The organism is Paenibacillus sp. FSL H7-0357, from assembly GCF_000758525.1.
Classification (GTDB): domain Bacteria; phylum Bacillota; class Bacilli; order Paenibacillales; family Paenibacillaceae; genus Paenibacillus_AQ.
On record NZ_CP009241.1, the window covers coordinates 75742 to 98717 of the forward strand.

The window sequence follows — 22976 nt, forward strand, 5'->3', positions numbered from 1 at the left end:
CTAAAGGAAGTGAAGAAATGTGCTGAAAATTGGCGGCATTGAGATGAAGAATCAGGTCGTTCTGGCCCCTATGGCCGGTGTATGTAATCCGGCGTTCCGGCTGATTGCAAAAGAATTCGGCACCGGCTTGGTATGTGCGGAAATGGTCAGTGACAAAGCTATTCTGCACGGCAATTCGCGTACGCGTGAGATGCTGTTCGTGGATGAACGGGAGAAGCCGCTTAGCCTGCAGATTTTTGGCGGAGACCGTAAATCGCTCGTTGAGGCGGCCAAAGTTGTGGATAAGGAGACCAATGCCGATATTATCGACATTAATATGGGGTGTCCCGTACCGAAAGTAACAAAATGTGATGCCGGGGCCCGCTGGCTGCTGAATCCGGACAAAATCTACGAGATGGTCTCGGCGGTTGTAGAAGCCGTTGACAAGCCGGTTACCGTGAAAATGCGGATCGGCTGGGACAGCGAGCATATCTTTGTAGAAGAGAATGCCCGCGCAGTGGAACGTGCCGGAGGCCAGGCTGTCAGTGTGCATGGACGTACCCGTGAGCAGCTCTACACCGGCCATGCCGACTGGAAGTATATTAAAATGGCTAAAGAGGCTGTTTCGATTCCTGTCATCGGCAACGGCGATGTTAACACACCTGAGGATGCCCGGGCGATGCTGGATCAGACCGGCTGCGACGGGGTGATGATTGGACGCGGCGCGCTGGGCAATCCATGGATGCTTTACCGGACCATTCAATATTTGAGCACAGGTGAGCTGACGCCTGAACCCGGAGCGGAAGAGAAGATCAAAGTGGCGATTCTTCATATGGACCGTTTGGTGGCCCTTAAAGGCGAGGCGGTAGCAGTTCGTGAAATGCGCAAACATCTAGCCTGGTACTTAAAAGGTCTTAAGGCTGCTGCCCGCGTAAAGGATGTCATTATGGAAGAAACCAAACGCGATGAAATGGTGCGGATCTTGAATGATTTTGTCGTACAGCTTAAAGATGAAGAAGAACAAGAGGACCGTAATCCGTCTCTCTCGGCAGTTTAATCACCGTCTCCACTGGCTTTAAGAGATAACACCGGAACATTATATGGGGCGTCATTGACATTTTGTAGCGGTTCCAATATAATTTCACAGTATAAAATCGCCGTTACAGCAAGGGCAATGCAGCATGGAGGGTTCTTATCCCTCTGGATTCGCATATAGTATGGTGTTTTCAATAAATGTATACGACAGGAGAATCGGTTGAGATGAGCGATAAAGAAGTCATCCTTACGCCGGACGGACTTAAGCGTCTGGAAGAAGAACTGGAGACCCTCAAATCCGTGAAACGCCGCGAAGTGGCCGAACGGATTAAAGTGGCGATTGGCTACGGAGATATCAGCGAGAACTCCGAATATGAGGACGCGAAGAATGAACAGGCCTTTATCGAAGGGCGTATTATCACTTTGGAAAAAATGCTCCGCAACGCGCGCATCATCAATAGCGATGAGATCGTTACCGATGTGGTAAGTATCGGGGTTACTGTAAGCGTTGAAGATATGGAATATGGCGATGTGATGGAATACACAATCGTTGGTACAGCCGAATCCGACCCGCTTAACAATAAAATCTCCAATGAAAGCCCGGTAGGCAGAGCTATTATCGGTAAGAAAATCGGCACTGTTGTAGATGTTAGTGTACCTGCAGGAGTCATTCAATATAAAATTCTTGATATCCGAATGAAGTAATCTACAGGCGCTTTGCACCTGTGAATAGACATGCTGCCCTCGCACAGAGAACTGCACTGCACTGGCAGAAGAAGGAACAGGGCCCGGAAAGCTTCCTTAGGGAAGCTTTTTTCTAAATAAAGAAGAGATACCGCCCGAAAAATATGGCTGAACACATATAGCTTATATTTTGTACTGGAACGGACTGCCCTCAATTATGAGGGTGGAGCCGTTTCTTCTTGTGTATATGACATGAGGCATTAGAGAGGATGAGGAACATGACTGAGGAAATGAACACCGTGGAAACCACGGAAAAAGAGCTTAGTGAGCTGTTGCAGATTCGCCGTGCTAAATTGGACGAGCTGCGGGCACTGGGAATTGACCCGTTTGGCAAAAAATATGACCGCACAGCAGGTGCCGGGGACCTTCTGGCTAAGTATGACGGACAAACAAAAGAGGAATTGGACGAGCTGGCTCTGGAAGTCAGCATTGCCGGTCGGATTATGGCTAAACGTGTCATGGGTAAGGCAAGTTTTGCCCACATCCAGGATCTTAGCGGAAAAATCCAAATTTATGTGCGCCAGGACAGCATCCCTGAGGCACAATACGCAGCCTTTAATGTTCTCGATTTGGGCGATATTATCGGAGTGCGCGGTATCGTGTTCAAAACCAAGACTGGCGAAACCTCTATTAAAGTGTCCAATCTTGAGGTTTTGTCCAAATCTCTGCTGCCGCTGCCTGAGAAGTACCATGGCCTGAAGGATGTTGAGCTGCGCTACCGCCAGCGTTATGTAGATCTGATCATTAACCCTGAAGTACAGCAGACCTTTATTGCCCGTTCACGGATCATCCAGTCGATGCGCCGTTACCTGGACTCCCTTGGCTACCTTGAGGTTGAAACCCCAACACTTCATGCAATTGCCGGCGGAGCCGCTGCACGTCCGTTCATCACATACCACAATACGCTGGATATGCAGCTGTATATGCGGATTGCGATTGAACTGCATCTGAAACGTCTGATTGTCGGCGGACTCGAAAAAGTTTATGAAATCGGCCGTGTATACCGCAATGAGGGCATTTCGACGCGTCATAATCCGGAGTTCACCATGATCGAGCTGTATGAGGCTTATGCCGACTACAAGGACATTATGCATTTGACCGAGAGCATGATCGCCCATATCGCCCAGGAGGTTCTTGGCAGCCAGAAGATCAACTATCAAGGCCAGGAAGTAGACCTCTCGCCAGGATGGCGCCGTGTGACCATGGTTGATGCCGTCAAAGAAGTGACGGGTGTCGACTTTGGCGTTCAGATGACGGATGAAGAAGCACAGCGTTTGGCCAAGGAGCACCGTGTACCGGTTGAAAAGCATATGACCTTCGGCCATATCCTGAATGCCTTCTTTGAGCAGTTTGTTGAGGAAACATTGATTCAGCCTACATTTGTAATGGGGCATCCGGTTGAAATCTCGCCGCTGGCCAAAAAGAACGATCAAGACCCGCGGTTTACCGACCGCTTTGAGCTGTTTATCGTCGCACGCGAGCACGCGAATGCCTTTAGTGAGCTGAACGACCCGATTGACCAGCGTCAGCGCTTTGAAGCGCAGATTCAGGAGAAGGAGCAGGGCAATGATGAAGCCCATGAGATGGACGATGACTTCATCCGTGCTCTGGAATATGGTATGCCTCCTACAGGCGGACTGGGAATCGGTGTAGACCGTCTGATCATGCTGCTGACCAATGCTGCCTCAATTCGTGATGTTCTGCTGTTCCCGCATATGCGCAACAAGACTGAATAATTTCAATTGTTCTATTTCACAGAGCCAAGGGGCGCTGTATTGTACAGCAGTTCCTTGGCTCTGTGGGTTTAGAATGATGGCTTAGAAGTGGTGTAACGGATTACGGGGTATGCGGGAAGCGGTGCATCCAACCTAATTTAAAATAATGCTTGCAATACAGAACCATACATGATATATTCTATTTCTGGCCGCGAAACATCAACGCCGGGCTCGAAAAAGAAGTTGAAAAAAAGAGCTTGCATTGATCGGTTGGATGTGATATATTATAAGAGTTGCTGGTGACGAGATAATCGACACTGACAACGAGCTTGATCTTTGAAAACTGAACAACGAGTGAGTATGGAAATCACGCAAGTGAGATCCAAAATTAGAGAATGTAAATTCTCGTCAGATGTTTCAAATTGAGCAATCGCTCTTTCTAAATACCAATTTGGAGAGTTTGATCCTGGCTCAGGACGAACGCTGGCGGCGTGCCTAATACATGCAAGTCGAGCGGAGTTATGAAGGAGCTTGCTCCGGATTAACTTAGCGGCGGACGGGTGAGTAACACGTAGGCAACCTACCTCTTTGACTGGGATAACTACCGGAAACGGTAGCTAATACCGGATAATTCCTTTGTTCACATGGACGAAGGATGAAAGGCGGAGCAATCTGCTACAAGGAGATGGGCCTGCGGCGCATTAGCTAGTTGGTGGGGTAACGGCCCACCAAGGCGACGATGCGTAGCCGACCTGAGAGGGTGAACGGCCACACTGGGACTGAGACACGGCCCAGACTCCTACGGGAGGCAGCAGTAGGGAATCTTCCGCAATGGGCGAAAGCCTGACGGAGCAACGCCGCGTGAGTGATGAAGGTTTTCGGATCGTAAAGCTCTGTTGCCAGGGAAGAACGTCCGGTAGAGTAACTGCTACCGGAGTGACGGTACCTGAGAAGAAAGCCCCGGCTAACTACGTGCCAGCAGCCGCGGTAATACGTAGGGGGCAAGCGTTGTCCGGAATTATTGGGCGTAAAGCGCGCGCAGGCGGCTATTTAAGTCTGGTGTTTAAACCTTGGGCTCAACCTGAGGTCGCACTGGAAACTGGGTGGCTTGAGTACAGAAGAGGAAAGTGGAATTCCACGTGTAGCGGTGAAATGCGTAGATATGTGGAGGAACACCAGTGGCGAAGGCGACTTTCTGGGCTGTAACTGACGCTGAGGCGCGAAAGCGTGGGGAGCAAACAGGATTAGATACCCTGGTAGTCCACGCCGTAAACGATGAGTGCTAGGTGTTAGGGGTTTCGATACCCTTGGTGCCGAAGTTAACACAGTAAGCACTCCGCCTGGGGAGTACGGTCGCAAGACTGAAACTCAAAGGAATTGACGGGGACCCGCACAAGCAGTGGAGTATGTGGTTTAATTCGAAGCAACGCGAAGAACCTTACCAGGTCTTGACATCCCTCTGAATCCATTAGAGATAGTGGCGGCCTTCGGGACAGAGGAGACAGGTGGTGCATGGTTGTCGTCAGCTCGTGTCGTGAGATGTTGGGTTAAGTCCCGCAACGAGCGCAACCCTTGACTTTAGTTGCCAGCAGGTTAAGCTGGGCACTCTAGAGTGACTGCCGGTGACAAACCGGAGGAAGGTGGGGATGACGTCAAATCATCATGCCCCTTATGACCTGGGCTACACACGTACTACAATGGCCGGTACAACGGGAAGCGAAACCGCGAGGTGGAGCCAATCCCAGCAAAGCCGGTCTCAGTTCGGATTGCAGGCTGCAACTCGCCTGCATGAAGTCGGAATTGCTAGTAATCGCGGATCAGCATGCCGCGGTGAATACGTTCCCGGGTCTTGTACACACCGCCCGTCACACCACGAGAGTTTACAACACCCGAAGTCGGTGGGGTAACCCGCAAGGGAGCCAGCCGCCGAAGGTGGGGTAGATGATTGGGGTGAAGTCGTAACAAGGTAGCCGTATCGGAAGGTGCGGCTGGATCACCTCCTTTCTATGGAGAATCGTTTCCTGCAATGGAAACATTCAAATCGGAAGTATTACTTCCAAAACTCAGGTTTAGGCCTGTTACTCACTCGTTGGTCAGTTTTGAGAGTTTAAGCTCTCAAGTAACACCTTGATCCTTGAAAACTGGATACCGAAACGAATTTGCGTTTTAGAACATTCCTTTAAGCTGAACTTGTGTAAACAAGTTTGTATTATAGCGATGCTAGCGATTTTCCTTCTGGAAAAACGCATTGGTTAAGCTAATAAGAGCACACGGAGGATGCCTAGGCGCCAGGAGCCGACGAAGGACGTGGCGAACAACGAAACTGCCTCGGGGAGCTGTAAGCAAGCTTTGATCCGGGGGTGTCCGAATGGGGAAACCCAGCTGTGGTAATTCGCAGTTACTTCTCTCTGAATACATAGGGGAGATAGAGGCAGACCAGGGGAACTGAAACATCTAAGTACCCTGAGGAAGAGAAAACAATAGTGATTCCGTCAGTAGCGGCGAGCGAACGCGGAACAGCCTAAACCAAGGGGCTTGCCTCTTGGGGTTGTGGGACGTCTCACATGGAGTTACAAAGGAATATGGTAGGTGAAGAGGTCTGGAAAGGCCCGCGATAGAGGTAAAAGCCCTGTAGCCTAAACTGTGTTCTCTCCGAGACGGATCCCGAGTAGTGCGGGGCACGTGAAACCCCGTATGAATCCAGCAGGACCATCTGCTAAGGCTAAATACTACCTGGCGACCGATAGTGAAACAGTACCGTGAGGGAAAGGTGAAAAGCACCCCGGAAGGGGAGTGAAATAGAACCTGAAACCGTGTGCTTACAAAAAGTCAGAGCCCTATTAATGGGTGATGGCGTGCCTTTTGTAGAATGAACCGGCGAGTTACGTTTAACATGCAAGGTTAAGGTGAGAAGCCGGAGCCGCAGCGAAAGCGAGTCTGAATAGGGCGACTTAAGTATGTGGACGTAGACCCGAAACCGTGTGATCTACCCCTGTCCAGGGTGAAGGTGCGGTAACACGCACTGGAGGCCCGAACCCACGTATGTTGAAAAATGCGGGGATGAGGTGGGGGTAGCGGAGAAATTCCAATCGAACTCGGAGATAGCTGGTTCTCCCCGAAATAGCTTTAGGGCTAGCCTCGGTGAATGGAGTGGTGGAGGTAGAGCACTGATTGGGTGCGGGGCCCGCAAGGGTTACCAAGCTCAGTCAAACTCCGAATGCCATTAACTTCTTGCCGGGAGTCAGACAGTGAGTGCTAAGATCCATTGTCAAAAGGGAAACAGCCCAGACCATCAGCTAAGGTCCCCAAGTGTGTGTTAAGTGGGAAAGGATGTGGAGTTGCACAGACAACCAGGATGTTGGCTTAGAAGCAGCCACCATTGAAAGAGTGCGTAATAGCTCACTGGTCGAGTGACTCTGCGCCGAAAATGTAACGGGGCTAAACACACCACCGAAGCTATGGCTAGATGCTTTGCATCTGGGGTAGGGGAGCGTTGTATGCAGGTTGAAGGTGTACCGTAAGGAGCGCTGGACAGCATACAAGTGAGAATGCCGGTATGAGTAACGAAAAGATCAGTGAGAATCTGATCCGCCGAAAGCCCAAGGTTTCCTGAGGAAGGCTCGTCCGCTCAGGGTAAGTCGGGACCTAAGGCGAGGCCGAAAGGCGTAGTCGAAGGACAACAGTTTGAAATTACTGTACCACCGTAATCCGCTATGAGCGATGGGGTGACGCAGGAGGGTAGTGACGCGGACTGATGGATGTCCGTCTAAGCAGTGAGGCTGGTGTGTAGGCAAATCCGCACACCGTTAAGGCTGGGCTGTGATGGGGAGCGAAAATTATAGTAGCGAAGGTCATGATCTCACACTGCCAAGAAAAGCCTCTAGCCAGGAGAAGGTGCCCGTACCGCAAACCGACACAGGTAGGCGAGAAGAGAATTCTAAGGCGCGCGGAAGAACTCTCGTTAAGGAACTCGGCAAAATGACCCCGTAACTTCGGGAGAAGGGGTGCCTCGGTAGGGTGAATAGCCCGAGGGGGCCGCAGTGAAAAGGCCCAAGCGACTGTTTAGCAAAAACACAGGTCTGTGCGAAGCCGCAAGGCGAAGTATACGGGCTGACGCCTGCCCGGTGCTGGAAGGTTAAGGGGAGCGGTTAGGAGCAATCCGAAGCTGTGAACCGAAGCCCCAGTAAACGGCGGCCGTAACTATAACGGTCCTAAGGTAGCGAAATTCCTTGTCAGGTAAATTCTGACCCGCACGAATGGCGTAACGACTTGGGCGCTGTCTCAACGAGAGATCCGGTGAAATTTTAATACCTGTGAAGATGCAGGTTACCCGCGACAAGACGGAAAGACCCCATGGAGCTTTACTGCAGCTTGATATTGAATTTGGGTACGATCTGTACAGGATAGGTGGGAGCCGTAGAGGCAGGAGCGCAAGCTTCTGCGGAGGCGCCGTTGGGATACCACCCTGATCGTATCTAGGTTCTAACCTGGTACCCTAATCGGGTACGGGGACCGTGTCAGGCGGGCAGTTTGACTGGGGCGGTCGCCTCCTAAAGAGTAACGGAGGCGTTCAAAGGTTCCCTCAGAATGGTTGGAAATCATTCGAAGAGTGCAAAGGCATAAGGGAGCTTGACTGCGAGACCAACAAGTCGAGCAGGGACGAAAGTCGGACTTAGTGATCCGGTGGTACCGCATGGAAGGGCCATCGCTCAACGGATAAAAGCTACCCTGGGGATAACAGGCTTATCTCCCCCAAGAGTCCACATCGACGGGGAGGTTTGGCACCTCGATGTCGGCTCATCGCATCCTGGGGCTGAAGTAGGTCCCAAGGGTTGGGCTGTTCGCCCATTAAAGCGGTACGCGAGCTGGGTTCAGAACGTCGTGAGACAGTTCGGTCCCTATCTGTCGTGGGCGCAGGAAATTTGAGAGGAGCTGTCCTTAGTACGAGAGGACCGGGATGGACGTACCGCTGGTGCATCAGTTGTTCCGCCAGGAGCATGGCTGAGTAGCTACGTACGGACGGGATAAGCGCTGAAAGCATCTAAGCGTGAAGCCCCCCTCAAGATGAGATTTCCCAATTAGTAAGACCCCTTGAAGACGACGAGGTAGATAGGTTGGAGGTGGAAGTGCAGCAATGCATGGAGCTGACCAATACTAATCGGTCGAGGGCTTATCCAAGAATTAAGACGCAGATTTGTTTCGGATTCAGTTTTCAGGAATTAAGGTTCCTGAAGCATTTACGCTGTAAATGCCCGTTTGGTGGCGATAGCGGAGGGGTTCCACGCGTACCCATCCCGAACACGACCGTTAAGCCCTCCAGCGCCGATGGTACTTGGACCGAAGGGTCCTGGGAGAGTAGGACGCCGCCAAGCACACAAAGCCATTGTTGAGTTTCTCAACAGTGGCTTTTTTGTTGGGTTAAAGTGCAAATGGTGGTAGTTAAAGCAATATATAGGCTAATCCCACGCCCTAAAACTACGAATGTACATATACAATAAATGGGTTCTTACAGTGATAATGTCCACTGGATACGGACTTTCGTCCAAGAATTCGCTTACCCGGTGACCGTTTTCCGATTCCCTCCTCCGATGATGTAATATTCTTGACAGGCCAAAAACCCTTTGCTAAGATGGCAATAATATATTTTTGGACAAGCATCTCAAACGTTAATTGAAGATACGGATATGTATAACTTCGCTGTTTAGTTCGGTGTCTATCGGATATGGACTTCAAACCGGAGTTTCTTCATTTATAAAGTTTGTGGGCGGTTAGAATAAAGATAATCGAGGAGGAATGACCCAGGTGTGGGAAGATAAGTTTGGTAAAGAAGGTTTGACGTTTGACGATGTGCTGTTGGTGCCGCGCAAATCCGAGGTACTGCCGAAGGAAGTGGATCTGGCCACGGTACTGAGCAAAAATGTGAAGCTGAATATCCCTCTGATGAGTGCAGGCATGGATACAGTCACAGAAGCAGCTATGGCGATTGCAATTGCCCGCGAGGGAGGCATTGGCATTATTCATAAGAATATGTCAGTGGAGCAGCAGGCTGAAGAAGTAGACCGGGTAAAGCGCTCCGAGAGCGGTGTTATTACTAATCCCTTTTCTCTAACGCCAGAACACTGGGTTTCCGACGCTGAAGTCCTGATGGGTAAATACCGTATTTCCGGAGTACCTATCGTTGATGAAAGCAACAAGCTGGTTGGGATTCTGACCAATAGAGATCTGCGTTTCATTCATGATTTTAATATTCAAATTAAAGAAGTGATGACCCATGAGAATCTGGTCACTGCTGCGGTTGGCACTACTCTCCAGGAAGCAGAAGGTATCCTTCAACGCCATAAGATCGAGAAACTGCCGCTTGTAGATGAGAACAACATTCTTAAAGGTTTGATCACGATTAAAGATATAGAAAAAGCAATTCAATTCCCGAATGGAGCAAAAGATGCTCACGGCCGTCTGCTGGTGGGTGCAGCAATTGGTATTTCCAAAGATACTTTTGAACGTACAGAGGCGTTGGTGAAAGCCGGCGTGGATCTGATTACGGTAGATTCCGCACACGGGCATCATATTAATATTATTGATGCTGTCCGCAAATTGCGTGAACTGTACCCGGATCTTACGATTGTTGCCGGTAACGTGGCAACCGGAGACGCAACCCGTGAATTGATTGAAGCTGGCGCTTCTGTAGTCAAAGTGGGTATTGGACCGGGATCAATTTGTACCACACGCGTAATTGCCGGTATCGGTGTTCCGCAAATTACGGCCATTTACGATTGTGCAACGGTTGCCCGTGAGTACGGCATTCCGATTATTGCTGACGGGGGTATCAAATATTCCGGTGAGGTTACCAAAGCGATTGCTGCGGGAGCATCTGCGGTTATGATGGGAAGCCTGTTCGCCGGAACGGAAGAAAGCCCGGGCGAATCTGAGATTTATCAGGGACGTAAATTCAAGGTATACCGCGGCATGGGCAGTATGAGCGCCATGAAGCAGGGCAGTAAAGACCGTTACTTCCAGGATGATGACAAGAAGCTTGTTCCAGAAGGTATTGAAGGTAGAGTCGCTTTCAAAGGTTCTCTCTCCGATACGGTTCATCAGCTGATCGGCGGGCTTCGTTCTGGTATGGGGTATTGTGGAACGAAGACGCTGGAGGAACTGCGCAATGATACATCTTTCATCCGGATTACAGGAGCCGGGTTGCGCGAAAGTCACCCTCATGATGTACAAATCACCAAGGAAGCTCCCAACTATTCCCTATAATTAGGCGGTTTCGATAAATTACGGACAGACAGGACTAAATTCGTCCTGTCTGTCTTTTTTTGCAGGTACCCCTGTGTTAGAATAGAACAAGCAATGGATATGAGGATCAAAAGGAGAGTAGTAATCATTGAAGCACAAGCGAAAATTTAGCAGTAAACAATTTGTGATTAAGACAGCGACAGTAGGTCTGCTTTTAAATATGTTAGCTTCTCCAGTACATTCGGTGTTCGCTGATGAAGTGAAGACACCGGCAACGACAGAAAAGGGTACTGCCGCCGGCACTACTGCGGCGAAAGCTGCAGTCAAGATTCCTAGTATAGAGTCACTGAAGCTCGAAGTGGATTCGGCAGTGTTGATCGAACCCACTACAGGCGAGGTGCTTTTGTCCCTGAATGCCGATAAGCCTCTGCCTCCGGCAAGCATGACGAAGATGATGACCGAATATCTGGTTGCAGATGCCGTGAAGAATGGCCAGATTTCCTGGGATCAGAAAGTAGTTGTTCAGGAAAATGCCTCCAAGCAGATCGGCTCGCGTATTTTTTTGGCTGAAGGCGATGAACATACGGTAAGAGAGCTATACATAGCAATGGCCGTTGGTTCTGCTAATGATGCCACCGTAGCGTTGGCTGAGCTTGTTTCGTCATCCGAGCAGGAATTTGTAGCTCTAATGAATGAAACTGCAAAGAAGATGGGAATGAAGACGGCTTACTTTATCAATTCTACCGGTCTTGACCGTGCCGATATGCCGGCTAAGTTCCAGCCCAAAGTCGATCGTGAAACCGTAATGTCAGCCATGGACGCAGCGATTCTTGCCAAATATATCGTCACGGACCACCCTGATTTCACAGAATTCACAACCATTCAGTCTTACAAGTTCCGTCAACGGGATGACAAACCGATGGTTAACTACAACTGGATGCTGGAAGCGAACAAGGATATCGCCAACTTTAAGGCATATGCTTATCCCGGCCTTGACGGGCTGAAGACAGGACATACCAACAATGCCGGCAACTGTTTCACCGGTACGGCTGTTCGCGACGGTATGCGGCTGATCAGTGTCGTTATGGGCGCCAACTCGGAAGCACACCGTTTCACGGAAACGAAGAAAGTACTTGATTTTGGCTTCAATAATTTCGAAATCAAACAGGTAGTGGCCCCTAAAGCCGTCATTGCCGGCAATGAAACAGTGCCCGTGCAAAAAGGCAAAAACAAAGATGTGTCTATCGTTACCGATGCCGGAGTTACTTTTATCGTGCCTAAAGGAACAGTTGCACCACAGATTAACACAGCGGTTGCCGTTAATGATGCAGCAACACTGGTAGCCCCGATTGCCAATGCTTCCAAAGTGGGCAAGGTTACTTACTCCTACAAGGTTGAAGGCATGTCTCAGGTTCAGGAGAAGACGGTCAATCTAATTACCGCAGAGGAAGCGGAGAAGGCTGGCTGGTTCAAGCTGCTGATGAGAGCAATAGGCGAATTTTTTAGCGATTTGTTTACAGGAATTAAGAACCTGTTCTAGGGCAGTAATGTCTGGTGCAGTGAATAATCCGAGTAAATAGGTTGTATATATAGCCGCCTTGCGGTAAAGTGGCAAGTTAGATAAGATCAATCGGGAGGCTTGAATCATGGAAACTGGAACATCGCGAGTTAAAAGAGGCATGGCAGAAATGCAAAAAGGCGGCGTCATTATGGACGTCATGAATGCAGAGCAAGCGAAAATTGCCGAGGCTGCGGGTGCAGTAGCTGTAATGGCTCTGGAACGCGTACCTTCTGATATCCGCGCAGCAGGCGGTGTAGCCCGGATGGCTGATCCTACAATCGTAGAAGAGGTTATCAAAGTGGTGAGCATTCCCGTTATGGCCAAAGCCCGTATCGGTCATTATGTAGAAGCGAAGGTTCTTGAATCTCTGGGCGTGGATTATTTGGATGAAAGCGAAGTGCTCACGCCTGCCGATGAAGTATTCCATATCAACAAACGTGAGTTTACAGTCCCTTTTGTCTGCGGAGCGAAAGATCTGGGTGAAGCGCTGCGACGTATTAATGAAGGAGCTTCGATGATCCGCACCAAGGGTGAACCGGGAACGGGCAACATTGTTGAAGCCGTGCGCCATATGCGTGTTATCAACAGCCAGATCCGCAAGGTAACCAACTTGTCCAAAGACGAGCTTTTTCACGAAGCTAAGACTTTAGGTGTTCCTTACGAGCTGCTGCTTGAAGTTCACGAGCTCGGCAAGCTGCCGGTTGTTAACTTTGCCGCAGGCGGTGTAGCTACTCCGGCTGATGCAGCCTTGATGATGCATCTGGGTGCGGATGGCGTATTCGTCGGTTCCGGTATATTCAAATCGGACAACCCCGAGAAATTCGCCCGGGCGATTGTGGAGGCAACTACTCACTTCACAGACTATAAACTGATCGCTGAAGTATCCAAGAACCTTGGCACGCCAATGAAGGGGATTGATATCGCAACTCTGACCCCGGCTGAACGTATGTCGGAGCGCGGCCGTTAATAGAGAGAAGGTTGTCCGGATGAAAATAGGAGTGCTGGCGCTTCAAGGCGCCGTAACAGAACATATTGTCAGTATAGAAAAAGCCGGGGCTGAGGGCCTGCCCATCAAGCGTGTAGAGCAGCTGGCTGAGGTCCAGGGGCTCATTATACCTGGTGGAGAGAGCACCACGATAGGCAAGCTGATGCGCAAGTATGGCTTCATTGAAGCGATACGCGATTTTGCAGGCTTGGGCAAGCCTATTTTTGGAACATGTGCCGGCATGATTGTACTGGCGAAGAGAATCGCCGGCGGTGAGCCCGGACATCTCGAACTGATGGACATTACCGTTGCCCGGAATGCCTTTGGCCGCCAGCGGGAAAGTTTTGAATGTGATCTGGAGGTTAAAGGGATAAATGAGCCGGTGCGTGCCGTCTTTATCCGCGCTCCTCTTATTAATGAAACGGGTCCGAATGTGGATGTGCTCACGGTTTACAATGATGAGATTGTAACTGCGCGTGAAGGCAATCTGCTGGTCTCCTCCTTTCATCCGGAACTGACAGAAGATTACCGGCTGCACCAGTATTTTGCCGATATGGTAGAGGCAAGTCTGGCAGCCAAACAATAGAACTGCATATAAGAACATTCTGACTCTTTCAGTGCTGCAAAACAGCAATTTGAAAGAGTTTAGGCTGTTTTCAGGAGGGAAACTTTGTGCTAGATGTAAAAGTATTGCGCAGTGATTACGCAAAGGTAGAAGAGGCGCTTAACAAACGCGGGAAATCGCTCGATTTGATCGCCCGATTTCCGCAGCTGGATCTGCGCCGCCGTGAGCTGCTGCAAGAGACAGAGGGTTTGAAGAACCGCCGGAACATTGTTTCCGGTGATGTTGCCAAGAAGAAGAAAAACGGCGAGCCGGCTGATGATTTAATTGCAGAGATGCGGACCGTTTCTGACCGCATTAAAGAACTCGATGATGAAGTGCGTGTTCTGGAGACTCAGATTGACGAACTGACGATGAGTATCCCGAACATTCCGCATGAATCTGTACCAGTAGGCAAATCCGAGGAAGAGAATGTTGAATTGCGCCGCTGGTCGCAGCCAAGAGAATTCGGATTCACTCCAAAATCACATTGGGAGCTGGCACAGCAGCTGGATATCATTGATTTTGAAGCTGCTGCTAAGGTAACCGGCTCCAGATTTGTTTTCTATAAGGGACTTGGAGCTCGTCTTGAACGTGCCCTGATTAACTTTATGATGGACCTTCACAGTGGAGAGCATAATTATGAAGAGATGCTGCCGCCGTATATCGTCAACAAGGATAGCTTATATGGTACAGGCCAGCTTCCGAAGTTTGAAGAGGATCTGTTCAAGCTGCGGGATACCGAGTACTACTTAATTCCTACGGCTGAAGTCCCAGTGACGAATTACTATCGTGAGGAGATTTTGACAGCGGCAGACCTACCCAAATATCATGTCGCTTACAGCTCCTGTTTCCGTTCTGAAGCAGGGTCGGCAGGACGTGATACCCGCGGACTTATCCGCCAGCACCAGTTCAACAAGGTGGAGCTGGTGAAGCTCACCACCCCTGAGACCTCGTATGAGGAGCTTGAGAAGATGACAGCGGATGCGGAGCGTGTACTGCAGCTTCTGGGGCTGCCATACCGTGTCCTGGGCCTATGCACCGGAGATATGGGCTTTACATCGGCTAAGACTTACGATTTGGAGGTTTGGCTGCCGGAGAGCGGCATGTACCGTGAAATCTCCTCTTGCTCCAATACGGAGGACTTCCAGGCGCGCCGGGCGAATATCCGTTTCCGCAAGGAACCCAAATCCAAGCCGGAGTTTGTTCATACGCTGAATGGCTCTGCACTGGCTGTCGGCCGGACGGTCGCCGCTATTCTGGAGAACTACCAGCAAGAAGATGGCAGCGTCCAGATTCCAGAGGCCCTTCAGCCGTATATGCGTAATGTAAAATGTATTAGTCCTAAAGTTTCTTAATAAAACAGTTGCTTATTGTTTGTATTGTGTGGTACAATTACTAATGCATGTGAAATTTAGATGCATTGGAGAGGTACCGAAGCGGTCATAACGGGGCGGTCTTGAAAACCGTTAGGGTGCAAGCCCACATGGGTTCGAATCCCATCCTCTCCGCCATTTCCTTTAATTGAATGAATTTACAGATAGAAGCCGCCTTCCTTGGAAGGCGGCTTTTTTGTACAGCAGGTTGAGAAAAATAAGGTTGTGGAATTTAATTTTTTAAATATTCCTTTACAGGAATATTCCCATGATGGTATATTTATATCGAGCAAGGGAATACAAAAGCCAGACACTTAATGAAGGGTACGTACCTTCACAGCTAAGAATGGATGATGACTATGAATTCGAATGTCATGAGTGCCTTGGCAGAGCCTAACCGCCTGCAGATTGTTGAGCTTTTGCGCGAACGCCCGCTAACTGTAGGGGAAATCGCTGAAAGGCTGCAACTGCGCCAGCCTCAAGCATCCAAACATTTGCGTGTTCTAAGTGAGGCTGGCATCGTGGAGGCCCGGGTGGACGCTAACCGCCGGATCTATAGCCTGCTGCCGGAACCTTTTCAGGAGCTGGAGAATTGGCTGAGGAGCTATCGCCACATCTGGGAGGAGCGGTTCGACCGGCTGGATGACTATTTACAGAAAGTACAAGGTAAGCAAGCAGTAGAAGAGCAGCAAGATTGAATAAGAGATGATGGATGAGCTTTGCGAACGCTGTGGCAGAACTGTCTTAACCCACTAAGGAAGATCGAGGAGGAAATTAAAAATGGCAAATGAAATGGTATCCAAGGTAGAGGATAAGGTACTTATTCTGGAACGTGAGTTCAATGCCCCTCGGGAGCTGGTATTTCAGGCGTTTTCGCAAGCAGAGCATCTGAAGCATTGGTGGGGGCCGAGAGGCTGGTCGCTGCCGGTATGCCATATGGATTTCCGCGTGGGCGGAGTCTGGCATTATTGTATGAAGTGCGAGGACAAGAACCAGGGTGATTTCTATGGTATGGAATCATGGGGCAAGGGTGTGTACCGTGAGATCGTTGCACCAGAGAAGATCGTGTATGTAGATTATTTCTCCGATGCGGAGGGCAACGTTGCAGATGATATGCCTGAGACGCTCGTTACCCTAATCTTCGTCGAAACAGAAGATGGGACTAAAGTCATTAATCGCGCAGAATATGCGACAGCAGAAGGATTGCAGCAGGTACTGGATATGGGTATGCTGCAGGGTATCACGGAGACCTGGAACAGACTGGTTGAGCATTTGGACTCGATCCGGAAGATCGGTTAAAGGATAAAAGTCCTGCATATATGAAGGTCATTCCTCTTAGAAGGAGTGATCTTTTTTTATTCTTATTTATGGAACCTGTTCCAGAGGGAATAAAAATCCTCTTTTCTCCGCAATGTATTAAAGAAGGGAGGCTGATAAGAACAATGAACCGACAATTACAACTGGACCAGCAAAGTCTGGTTACCGCATGGCAGGAGCGTCTGCCTGCACTGATGGAGGATGGAGACAGCTTTAGTGTGCAAGGAGATGCAGCTGACCAGAACAGTCTGCTGATTCATTTCAATGCGGCAGGGCGGCAGGATTATTCTCTTGATTTTCGCTGCACTTATGTCGATAGCCGTGAAGTGGCTGTGAATCTGATTGATGCCGAGCAGAGCGGAAGGAATACCGATGAGCGTACCGATGCCGTACAATTACTGGCCCAGCAGTATACAAGACAGATTCATGAATGTGCACAAGCGCTACAAGATTTAACTAATCCATAGGAGGGGAATAAGAAATGAGTAAGCCTAAAAGTATGCCGGTTCCCGGGGTAGACACCAATCATGAGCCTAGAGGAGAACATCATTCTTCAGCGCCCAAGCCGCTTTCCGGCTCCAAAAAGGTCAAACAGGCTAACCATGTAGATCATCATAATCCGCAGGGATAACACCTTCGGAAAAGAAAGGAGAAATGAACTGTTTCCCCTTTTTGCCAAATGGTTTATCATTAGGAAGGGGAAACAATTTTTTTACATGGGAGAGGAGAACAACAATGAACAAAAAATGGGGGTTATCCGCTTCCGCATTGCTGCTTGCAGCTGCAATTATTTTGCCGGGATGCGCGAACAAACAAGAGGCACCAAAAGAGGCCCTGAAATCGGCCGCCGCTAAAGCGACTGCATTGACTTCATATGAAATGAAGAGCAAGCTAGTCATTAACAACCTGACAGTGGAAGCCGGTGAAGGTACAACGGATGCCACGACAGGTATGGTGCTCAGTATGCTGAAGAACGCTGATATTTCCGTGAATGGGGTATACCAAGCGGATCCGATGCAGACAGAAATGACTATGGTACTGAACCTGAAGGGTGATATGGCGATGTCCTTTAACATCCCTATGGTAATGACCGCAGAGAAGATGTACGTCAAAGTACCGTCGATTCCGTTCTTGCCGCTTCCGGAGACAATTGTAGGGAAGTACGTAGAGCTTGACCTGAAGGAACTGGCAGAGCAGGGCGGCACCGAATGGAGCCCGGCTTCAGTAGACACGCAAAAAATGCAAAAGCTCTCCAATGAAGTGGTAAGCACACTGTTGGCCGAGTATGATGAAGAGAAATATTTTACCGACATCAAACCTAAAGATGCAGCATTGCCGGAGGACGTCAAGGCTAAACAAGTGGTTCAGTTCCAGGTGACCAATGACAATGTCAAAGAAGCACTTACAATCCTCGTGAATAATGCACTGCCGAAGATTATTGATATTGTGGGTAAGGAAGAATACAAGACTATGCTGCAAATTGACGAGGCTGATTTAGCCAAAGCCAAAGAAGAACTGCAGTCCAGCGAGACCCGTGCCGAGGTCGACAAAGGATTGGCTGATTTGAACAAGTATCTTACGATCAACCAATTCAAACTCGATACCGCGATCGACAAAGATAGCTTCCCTGTATACCAGAACCTGTTGATGGATATCATCGTCAAAGATCCTGAGCAAGGAACGAACGTCAGCCTGTCATTAACCGGAAGTAACCAATACAGCAAAGTTAATGAGAAGCAGACCTTCACGATTGGCATCCCGCAGGGCGATGATGTAGTTACAATGGAAGAGCTGCAACAGCAGTTCGGTGGAATGGGCACTTATTGATCTAAGCAACATAGAAATCCCGCATGCGTGCGTATTTTTCGCGCTCATGCGGGATTTTTTTGTCCAAATATAAGAATTTATATGCTTCACGCTATAAATTATCCTTCAATTTCTCGCTGAAACGGATAGTATCATCGGCCAGAATAGCGTAGGTGCGGTGGTCCTGCCACTGACCGTTGATTTTAATGAAATGCCGGGCAATTCCTTCTGCCTGAAACCCGTTCTTCTCCAATACACGGCGGGAGCCTTCGTTATGCAGCAGGATGCAAGCCTGTACCCGATGCAGCCCAAGAGCATGGAAGGCATACTCCAGGATTAAGCCTACAGCGGCGCTGGTATACCCTTTTCCTTGTACCTCATGGTCAATAAAATAGCCGATATCGGCATATTGTCCGACGCCACGTACCACATTGGAAATGGTAACCTGCCCAATTAATTGTCCGTCCAGCAGGAAGATGCCAAACATATAGGCTCTATCCTGACGGGCATCCTCCAAACGCTGGCCAACGAGCTGCTTCTGGCTTTCAAGGGTAAAATAATCGTCCTCGCGCAGTGGTTCAAACGGCTGATGCTGTACCTTGTTGCGCAGGCGCAGCTGAAGCAGCTCATCTGCATCCTGGAGCTGCAGCAGGGAGAGATAGATACCTTGAGACGTATTGTACAGTTTAAGAGACATATAATCCTCCTTGGTCATTTTTGCGAATAACTATAGCTTGGACGGCTTCTGGCGCAAGCGGCGGAAAAAGGAAGTCAGCAGATCCGCACACTCCTCCTGCAAGATACCTTGAATGACTTCGGTCCGGTGATTGAACCGCGGTTCCTCCAGGAGATTCATGAGGGTGCCTGCACAGCCGGCTTTAGGGTCTGTTGTGCCATATACCGTGAGAGGGACTCTAGATTGAACCATGGCCCCCGCACACATCGGACAGGGCTCAAGGGTAACGTAGAGCCGGCAATCGAGCAGCCTCCAGGAGTTCAAAGCTATACTGGCCTCGCGGATGGCCACCATTTCAGCATGAGCCGTGGAGTCCATTGTGGTCTCACGCAGATTGTAGCCGCGCCCGATGATTTCGCCATGGCGGACAATTACTGCTCCGATGGGCACCTCGCCCAGTGCCTCTGCTTTGCGGGCTTCCGCAATCGCCTCCCGCATCCAATATTCATGAGCCTCCTGCTCTTCGGGCGGCAGTTCATCAAGTAATATATTCAAGTGCATCTTCCCTTCGTATTCTGTACCTTGTGCAACGAACAAATATTCGTTCTGAACAAATTGTGTATAAGTCTGTGGATAACCGCCGACTTATACACAATATTGTACACATCAGAATTTAATAAATTGTTTATATGTGTATAGCCTGTGGATTAACCTTATGTTTTTCTTATCCATTGTAGAGAAACTCCCTATAAAATTCAATGCTTCGCAAAATATGCCCCGTCTCTGAAATGTCTTTTCAAATGGATAGGCAAAAGGTATGATATTCATGAACACTCCGCTAGGATTTACCAGCGGATAAGAGGTGAAAAAGCAGCTTGTCCATAAAAACAAAATTATCGGCTATTATTTTTGGTTCGGTACTGCTGATCTTGGCGCTCAATCTTACACTGAATCTTTACGCGGCCCGGGATAATCTGCGTATTGAAAGTGAAAATAATATGAAGATGACCGCCATGCAGGTTGCCGTTTCAGTCGAACAGAGCAGCTATAGCTCGAACTATGTGCAGTATCAGCTGGCCCAGAACCTGCGGATGGCCGCCATTTTAGCCTCTGAAGAGCTTGACCCGGATATCAAGAATGTGAAGAATGAACAGCTGGTGTACCTGGCGGATAAGCTCGGTGTGTCTAATATTTCACTTCTGGTCAAGACTGATGATGATATAGTGGTTGCCAAATCGTCTGATCCTAATGAGATTGGACTGCCTACCAAAGGAATGGGGTATTGGTACGTCGCATTTCTCGAGCTGTTTGCCGGTCAGAAAGTATCCGTTCAGCAGGGGCAGAGCCTTGAGAATTTCTGGTCCGGACCTTTTGAATATTCGACTTCCAATCCTAAGTTCATTGAAAAGTGGGGATATTATCACGATGCCTCGACTAACTACATCATAGATCCTTACATACGCAGTACAGCAGTGAGTGATTACGTCAAAATTATGAATCCCGATGAGATCGTTCAGCAGTCCAAAGAGGTCAATCCGGGACTTCTGGAGGTCACAGGAATCAATCCCAAAACCTTTGCCTCTGCAAGCATGATGCCTAATGGTGAAGACCGCGTGAATGAGAAGCTGCGCAGCCGTCCTATTAAATTCGGCACCTATATCTTTGGCAATGTGGAGGAGGATAAGTCGGCGATGATGGCAGCCCTCGGCAAAGGGCAGCCGGTCACGCTGGATACGGAGGCTCTTGGCAAAAGAGTGCTCAAAAGCTTCATTCCGATCAGCCAGCCGGGTGCTGATGATTATGTCGTTTCAGTAGTCATGGACTATTCGGTCATTTCTTCGGTCATCAAAGACCAATTGTTCAATAATATCACTACTTCATTGTTGCTGCTTATCATTTTTTTCGTGTGCAGCTATGTGCTTGCCGGCGTGGTAACCCGTCCGATTCAGGATATTCTGGCCAAGGTCAATGATGTGGCCAAAGGCAAATTTGAGCCGCCGTTAAAGGTGGACAGCCGGGATGAGCTGGGACAGCTGGCCCACAGGATTAATGCGATGACCTCCCATCTTTCCCAGCATACGAACCGGTTAGGGCAGACGCTGGAAGAGAACCGGGCGGTTAAAGAACATTTGGAATCGGTGATTAACGGCACCTCCGATGCGATTCATACTGTAGATATGGATGGACGGATCATCAGTACGAACAGAGCATTTGAGGATCTGTACGGCTGGAGTGCCGCAGATGCCCTTGTTAAGCCGCCTTATCTGGTGCCGGCTACGGTGCAGAAACAGGAAGAAGAAAGGCTGAGGGAGCTGAAGAATGGCGCTGTTCTGCCTCCGGTAGAGACTGTAAGGCTGAAGCGGGACGGCTCGATGGTCGAAGTTAGTGTCAGCACCTCGATCATTCGTGACGAAGAGGGACGCCCACAGGCCTTTGTCCACGTATCCCGTGACATGACAGAGCGCAACCGGATCGAAGAGCTGCTGAGACGCTCAGAGAAGCTGACTACGGTGGGACAGCTGGCCGCCGGGGTTGCCCATGAAATCCGTAATCCGCTGACAACGCTACGGGGATTCCTGCAGCTTCAACAAGAAAAGCAGGTACTGGTTCCGCTGCACATTGACTTAATGCTCTCCGAACTGGAACGAATTAATCTTATTGTGAGTGAATTTCTGATTTTGGCCAAGCCGCAGGCAGTTCACTTTCAGCAAAAGGATGTCCGGCACATTCTAAATGATGTAATTTCCCTTCTGAGCAGCCAGGCCCATCTCTTTGGCATAGAGTTTGAGTCACGGTTTGCAGAGCTGCCGGCAACGGTGCATTGCGAGGAGAACCAGCTCAAGCAGGTGTTTATTAATATCGTCAAGAATGCCATTGAAGCCATGCCGGACGGTGGAACCATCACACTGGAGCAGTATATGGATGAAGACTCCGTTGTTATTGTGATCTCTGACGAGGGAGGCGGCATTCCCGATTATATGCTGCCCAAGCTGGGCGAGCCGTTCTATACCAATAAAGAGTCAGGGACGGGACTTGGGCTGATGGTCAGCCAGCGGATTATCCAGGCTCACAAAGGCAGTCTGGAGATTCGCAGTGAATACGGTTGCGGGACGGAGGTTATTATTAAACTGCCCGCACCAGTTGAACCTGCTGCAGAGCAGGGCATGAATAAAGAACGGAGTGAAGACAATCATGAGAATTAATAAATTCATCAGTGAGACAGGCTATTGTTCACGCCGTGAAGCAGACAAGCTGGTGGAAGGCGGCAGGGTTACCATTAACGGTGAGCCGGCCGTACTCGGCAGCCAGGCCGTTCCGGGCGATGAAGTACGGATTGATGGCAAGCCGCTGGAAACGGGAAGCCAGATCGTCTACATTGCGCTTAATAAGCCGGTAGGCATCACATCGACCACGGAAAGCCACATTCAGGGGAATATCGTTGACTTTGTCGGGCATCAGGAGCGCATCTTTCCGATCGGCCGGTTGGACAAGGACTCTGAGGGGTTAATTTTGCTTACCAATGATGGAGACATTGTTAACAAGATATTGCGGGCTGAAGGCAAGCATGAGAAGGAATACGTAGTCACTGTAGACCGGCCTGTCACGCCTTCCTTCATTTCCGGGATGTCGAGTGGAGTGAAGATCCTGGGCGGCAGAACGCTGCCCTGTGAAGTGACAAGAATGACAGAGCGGGTATTCCGCATTATCCTGACTGAAGGCAAGAACCGGCAAATACGCCGCATGTGCAGCGCCTTTGGCTATGAGGTCAGAAAGCTGCAGCGCATCCGGGTCATGAATATCCGCCTTGGGACGCTGCAAACCGGAGAGTGGCGTGAGCTGTCGCCTCAGGAGAAGCAAGAGCTCGGGGAAATGCTAAACTATGAGCTGCAGTAGCCAGTAAGAAAGTGCTGCCGAAGAAAGCAAAGAGCTGTTCCAGAAGAT

General features: G+C 49.6%; 17 protein-coding genes, 1 tRNA gene and 3 rRNA genes. 19 read left to right on the top strand and 2 right to left on the bottom strand.

Annotated features, from left to right (window positions below; translation table 11 throughout):
- Positions 1 to 19: 19 nt before the first annotated feature.
- The 17 genes from dusB (at position 20) to H70357_RS00445 (ending at position 18379) form a co-directional block, all read left to right on the top strand.
- Positions 20 to 1036 carry a tRNA dihydrouridine synthase DusB gene (gene dusB, locus H70357_RS00365; protein WP_038584461.1) on the top strand — a complete coding sequence of 339 codons (1017 nt, stop codon included), beginning with the start codon at positions 20 to 22 and terminating at the stop codon, positions 1034 to 1036.
- Between the two features lie 203 nt (positions 1037 to 1239).
- Complete coding sequence (greA, locus tag H70357_RS00370; protein WP_038584463.1) at positions 1240 to 1719, top strand: transcription elongation factor GreA; 480 nt, start codon at positions 1240 to 1242, stop codon at positions 1717 to 1719.
- A 257-nt stretch (positions 1720 to 1976) separates the two neighbouring features.
- On the top strand, positions 1977 to 3494 hold the full coding sequence (lysS, locus tag H70357_RS00375; RefSeq protein WP_156130789.1) for a lysine--tRNA ligase: 1518 nt from the start codon (positions 1977 to 1979) through the stop codon (positions 3492 to 3494).
- Positions 3495 to 3921: 427 nt separating this feature from the next.
- Positions 3922 to 5477: ribosomal RNA gene (locus H70357_RS00380) — 16S ribosomal RNA — on the top strand.
- Between the two features lie 246 nt (positions 5478 to 5723).
- Positions 5724 to 8651: ribosomal RNA gene (locus H70357_RS00385) — 23S ribosomal RNA — on the top strand.
- 77 nt (positions 8652 to 8728) lie between these two features.
- Positions 8729 to 8845 (top strand): 5S ribosomal RNA (gene rrf, locus H70357_RS00390).
- Together the 16S, 23S and 5S rRNA genes form the textbook arrangement of a ribosomal RNA operon.
- 430 nt (positions 8846 to 9275) lie before the next feature.
- The gene (guaB, locus tag H70357_RS00395; protein ID WP_038584466.1) at positions 9276 to 10733 is read left to right on the top strand and encodes an IMP dehydrogenase; all 1458 of its coding nucleotides are present in this window, start codon (positions 9276 to 9278) and stop codon (positions 10731 to 10733) included.
- A 127-nt stretch (positions 10734 to 10860) separates the two neighbouring features.
- On the top strand, positions 10861 to 12252 hold the full coding sequence (locus H70357_RS00400; protein ID WP_038584469.1) for a D-alanyl-D-alanine carboxypeptidase family protein: 1392 nt from the start codon (positions 10861 to 10863) through the stop codon (positions 12250 to 12252).
- A gap of 103 nt (positions 12253 to 12355) precedes the next feature.
- Entirely contained in the window at positions 12356 to 13240 is an 885-nt protein-coding gene (gene pdxS, locus H70357_RS00405) for a pyridoxal 5'-phosphate synthase lyase subunit PdxS (RefSeq protein ID WP_218642550.1), read from the top strand.
- Positions 13241 to 13259: 19 nt separating this feature from the next.
- Positions 13260 to 13844, top strand: coding sequence for a pyridoxal 5'-phosphate synthase glutaminase subunit PdxT (gene pdxT, locus H70357_RS00410; RefSeq protein WP_038584475.1), 585 nt, complete (start codon positions 13260 to 13262; stop codon positions 13842 to 13844).
- An 86-nt stretch (positions 13845 to 13930) separates the two neighbouring features.
- Positions 13931 to 15217 carry a serine--tRNA ligase gene (gene serS / locus H70357_RS00415; protein WP_038584477.1) on the top strand — a complete coding sequence of 429 codons (1287 nt, stop codon included), beginning with the start codon at positions 13931 to 13933 and terminating at the stop codon, positions 15215 to 15217.
- A 67-nt stretch (positions 15218 to 15284) separates the two neighbouring features.
- Positions 15285 to 15373: transfer RNA gene (locus tag H70357_RS00420), tRNA-Ser, on the top strand.
- Between the two features lie 221 nt (positions 15374 to 15594).
- Entirely contained in the window at positions 15595 to 15933 is a 339-nt protein-coding gene (locus tag H70357_RS00425; protein ID WP_144024484.1) for an ArsR/SmtB family transcription factor, read from the top strand.
- Between the two features lie 82 nt (positions 15934 to 16015).
- Complete coding sequence (locus tag H70357_RS00430; RefSeq protein WP_038584480.1) at positions 16016 to 16534, top strand: SRPBCC family protein; 519 nt, start codon at positions 16016 to 16018, stop codon at positions 16532 to 16534.
- Positions 16535 to 16677: 143 nt separating this feature from the next.
- Positions 16678 to 17019, top strand: coding sequence for a hypothetical protein (locus H70357_RS00435; protein WP_038584483.1), 342 nt, complete (start codon positions 16678 to 16680; stop codon positions 17017 to 17019).
- Positions 17020 to 17033: 14 nt separating this feature from the next.
- Positions 17034 to 17183 (top strand): small acid-soluble spore protein P, encoded by a 150-nt coding sequence (locus H70357_RS00440; protein ID WP_038584486.1) that lies wholly within the window; start codon positions 17034 to 17036, stop codon positions 17181 to 17183.
- 104 nt (positions 17184 to 17287) lie between these two features.
- The gene (locus tag H70357_RS00445; protein ID WP_038584489.1) at positions 17288 to 18379 is read left to right on the top strand and encodes a hypothetical protein; all 1092 of its coding nucleotides are present in this window, start codon (positions 17288 to 17290) and stop codon (positions 18377 to 18379) included.
- A 91-nt stretch (positions 18380 to 18470) separates the two neighbouring features.
- Here the strand turns inward: H70357_RS00445 and H70357_RS00450 are convergent, their stop codons facing one another.
- Positions 18471 to 19055, bottom strand: a complete 585-nt coding sequence (locus H70357_RS00450; RefSeq protein WP_038584491.1) for a GNAT family N-acetyltransferase — start codon at positions 19053 to 19055, stop codon at positions 18471 to 18473.
- A 30-nt stretch (positions 19056 to 19085) separates the two neighbouring features.
- Entirely contained in the window at positions 19086 to 19589 is a 504-nt protein-coding gene (tadA, locus tag H70357_RS00455; protein WP_379148444.1) for a tRNA adenosine(34) deaminase TadA, read from the bottom strand.
- A 320-nt stretch (positions 19590 to 19909) separates the two neighbouring features.
- On the opposite strand from tadA, the gene H70357_RS00460 reads away from it, so the two are divergent.
- Together H70357_RS00460 and rluF are read left to right on the top strand one after the other, a co-directional pair.
- Positions 19910 to 22237: an ATP-binding protein gene (locus H70357_RS00460; protein WP_038584493.1), complete on the top strand. Its 2328-nt coding sequence runs from the start codon at positions 19910 to 19912 to the stop codon at positions 22235 to 22237.
- Positions 22227 to 22928 (top strand): 23S rRNA pseudouridine(2604) synthase RluF, encoded by a 702-nt coding sequence (gene rluF / locus H70357_RS00465; RefSeq protein WP_038584496.1) that lies wholly within the window; start codon positions 22227 to 22229, stop codon positions 22926 to 22928. Before H70357_RS00460 ends, rluF begins: the two co-directional genes overlap by 11 nt.
- The last annotated feature ends 48 nt before the right edge of the window (positions 22929 to 22976 follow it).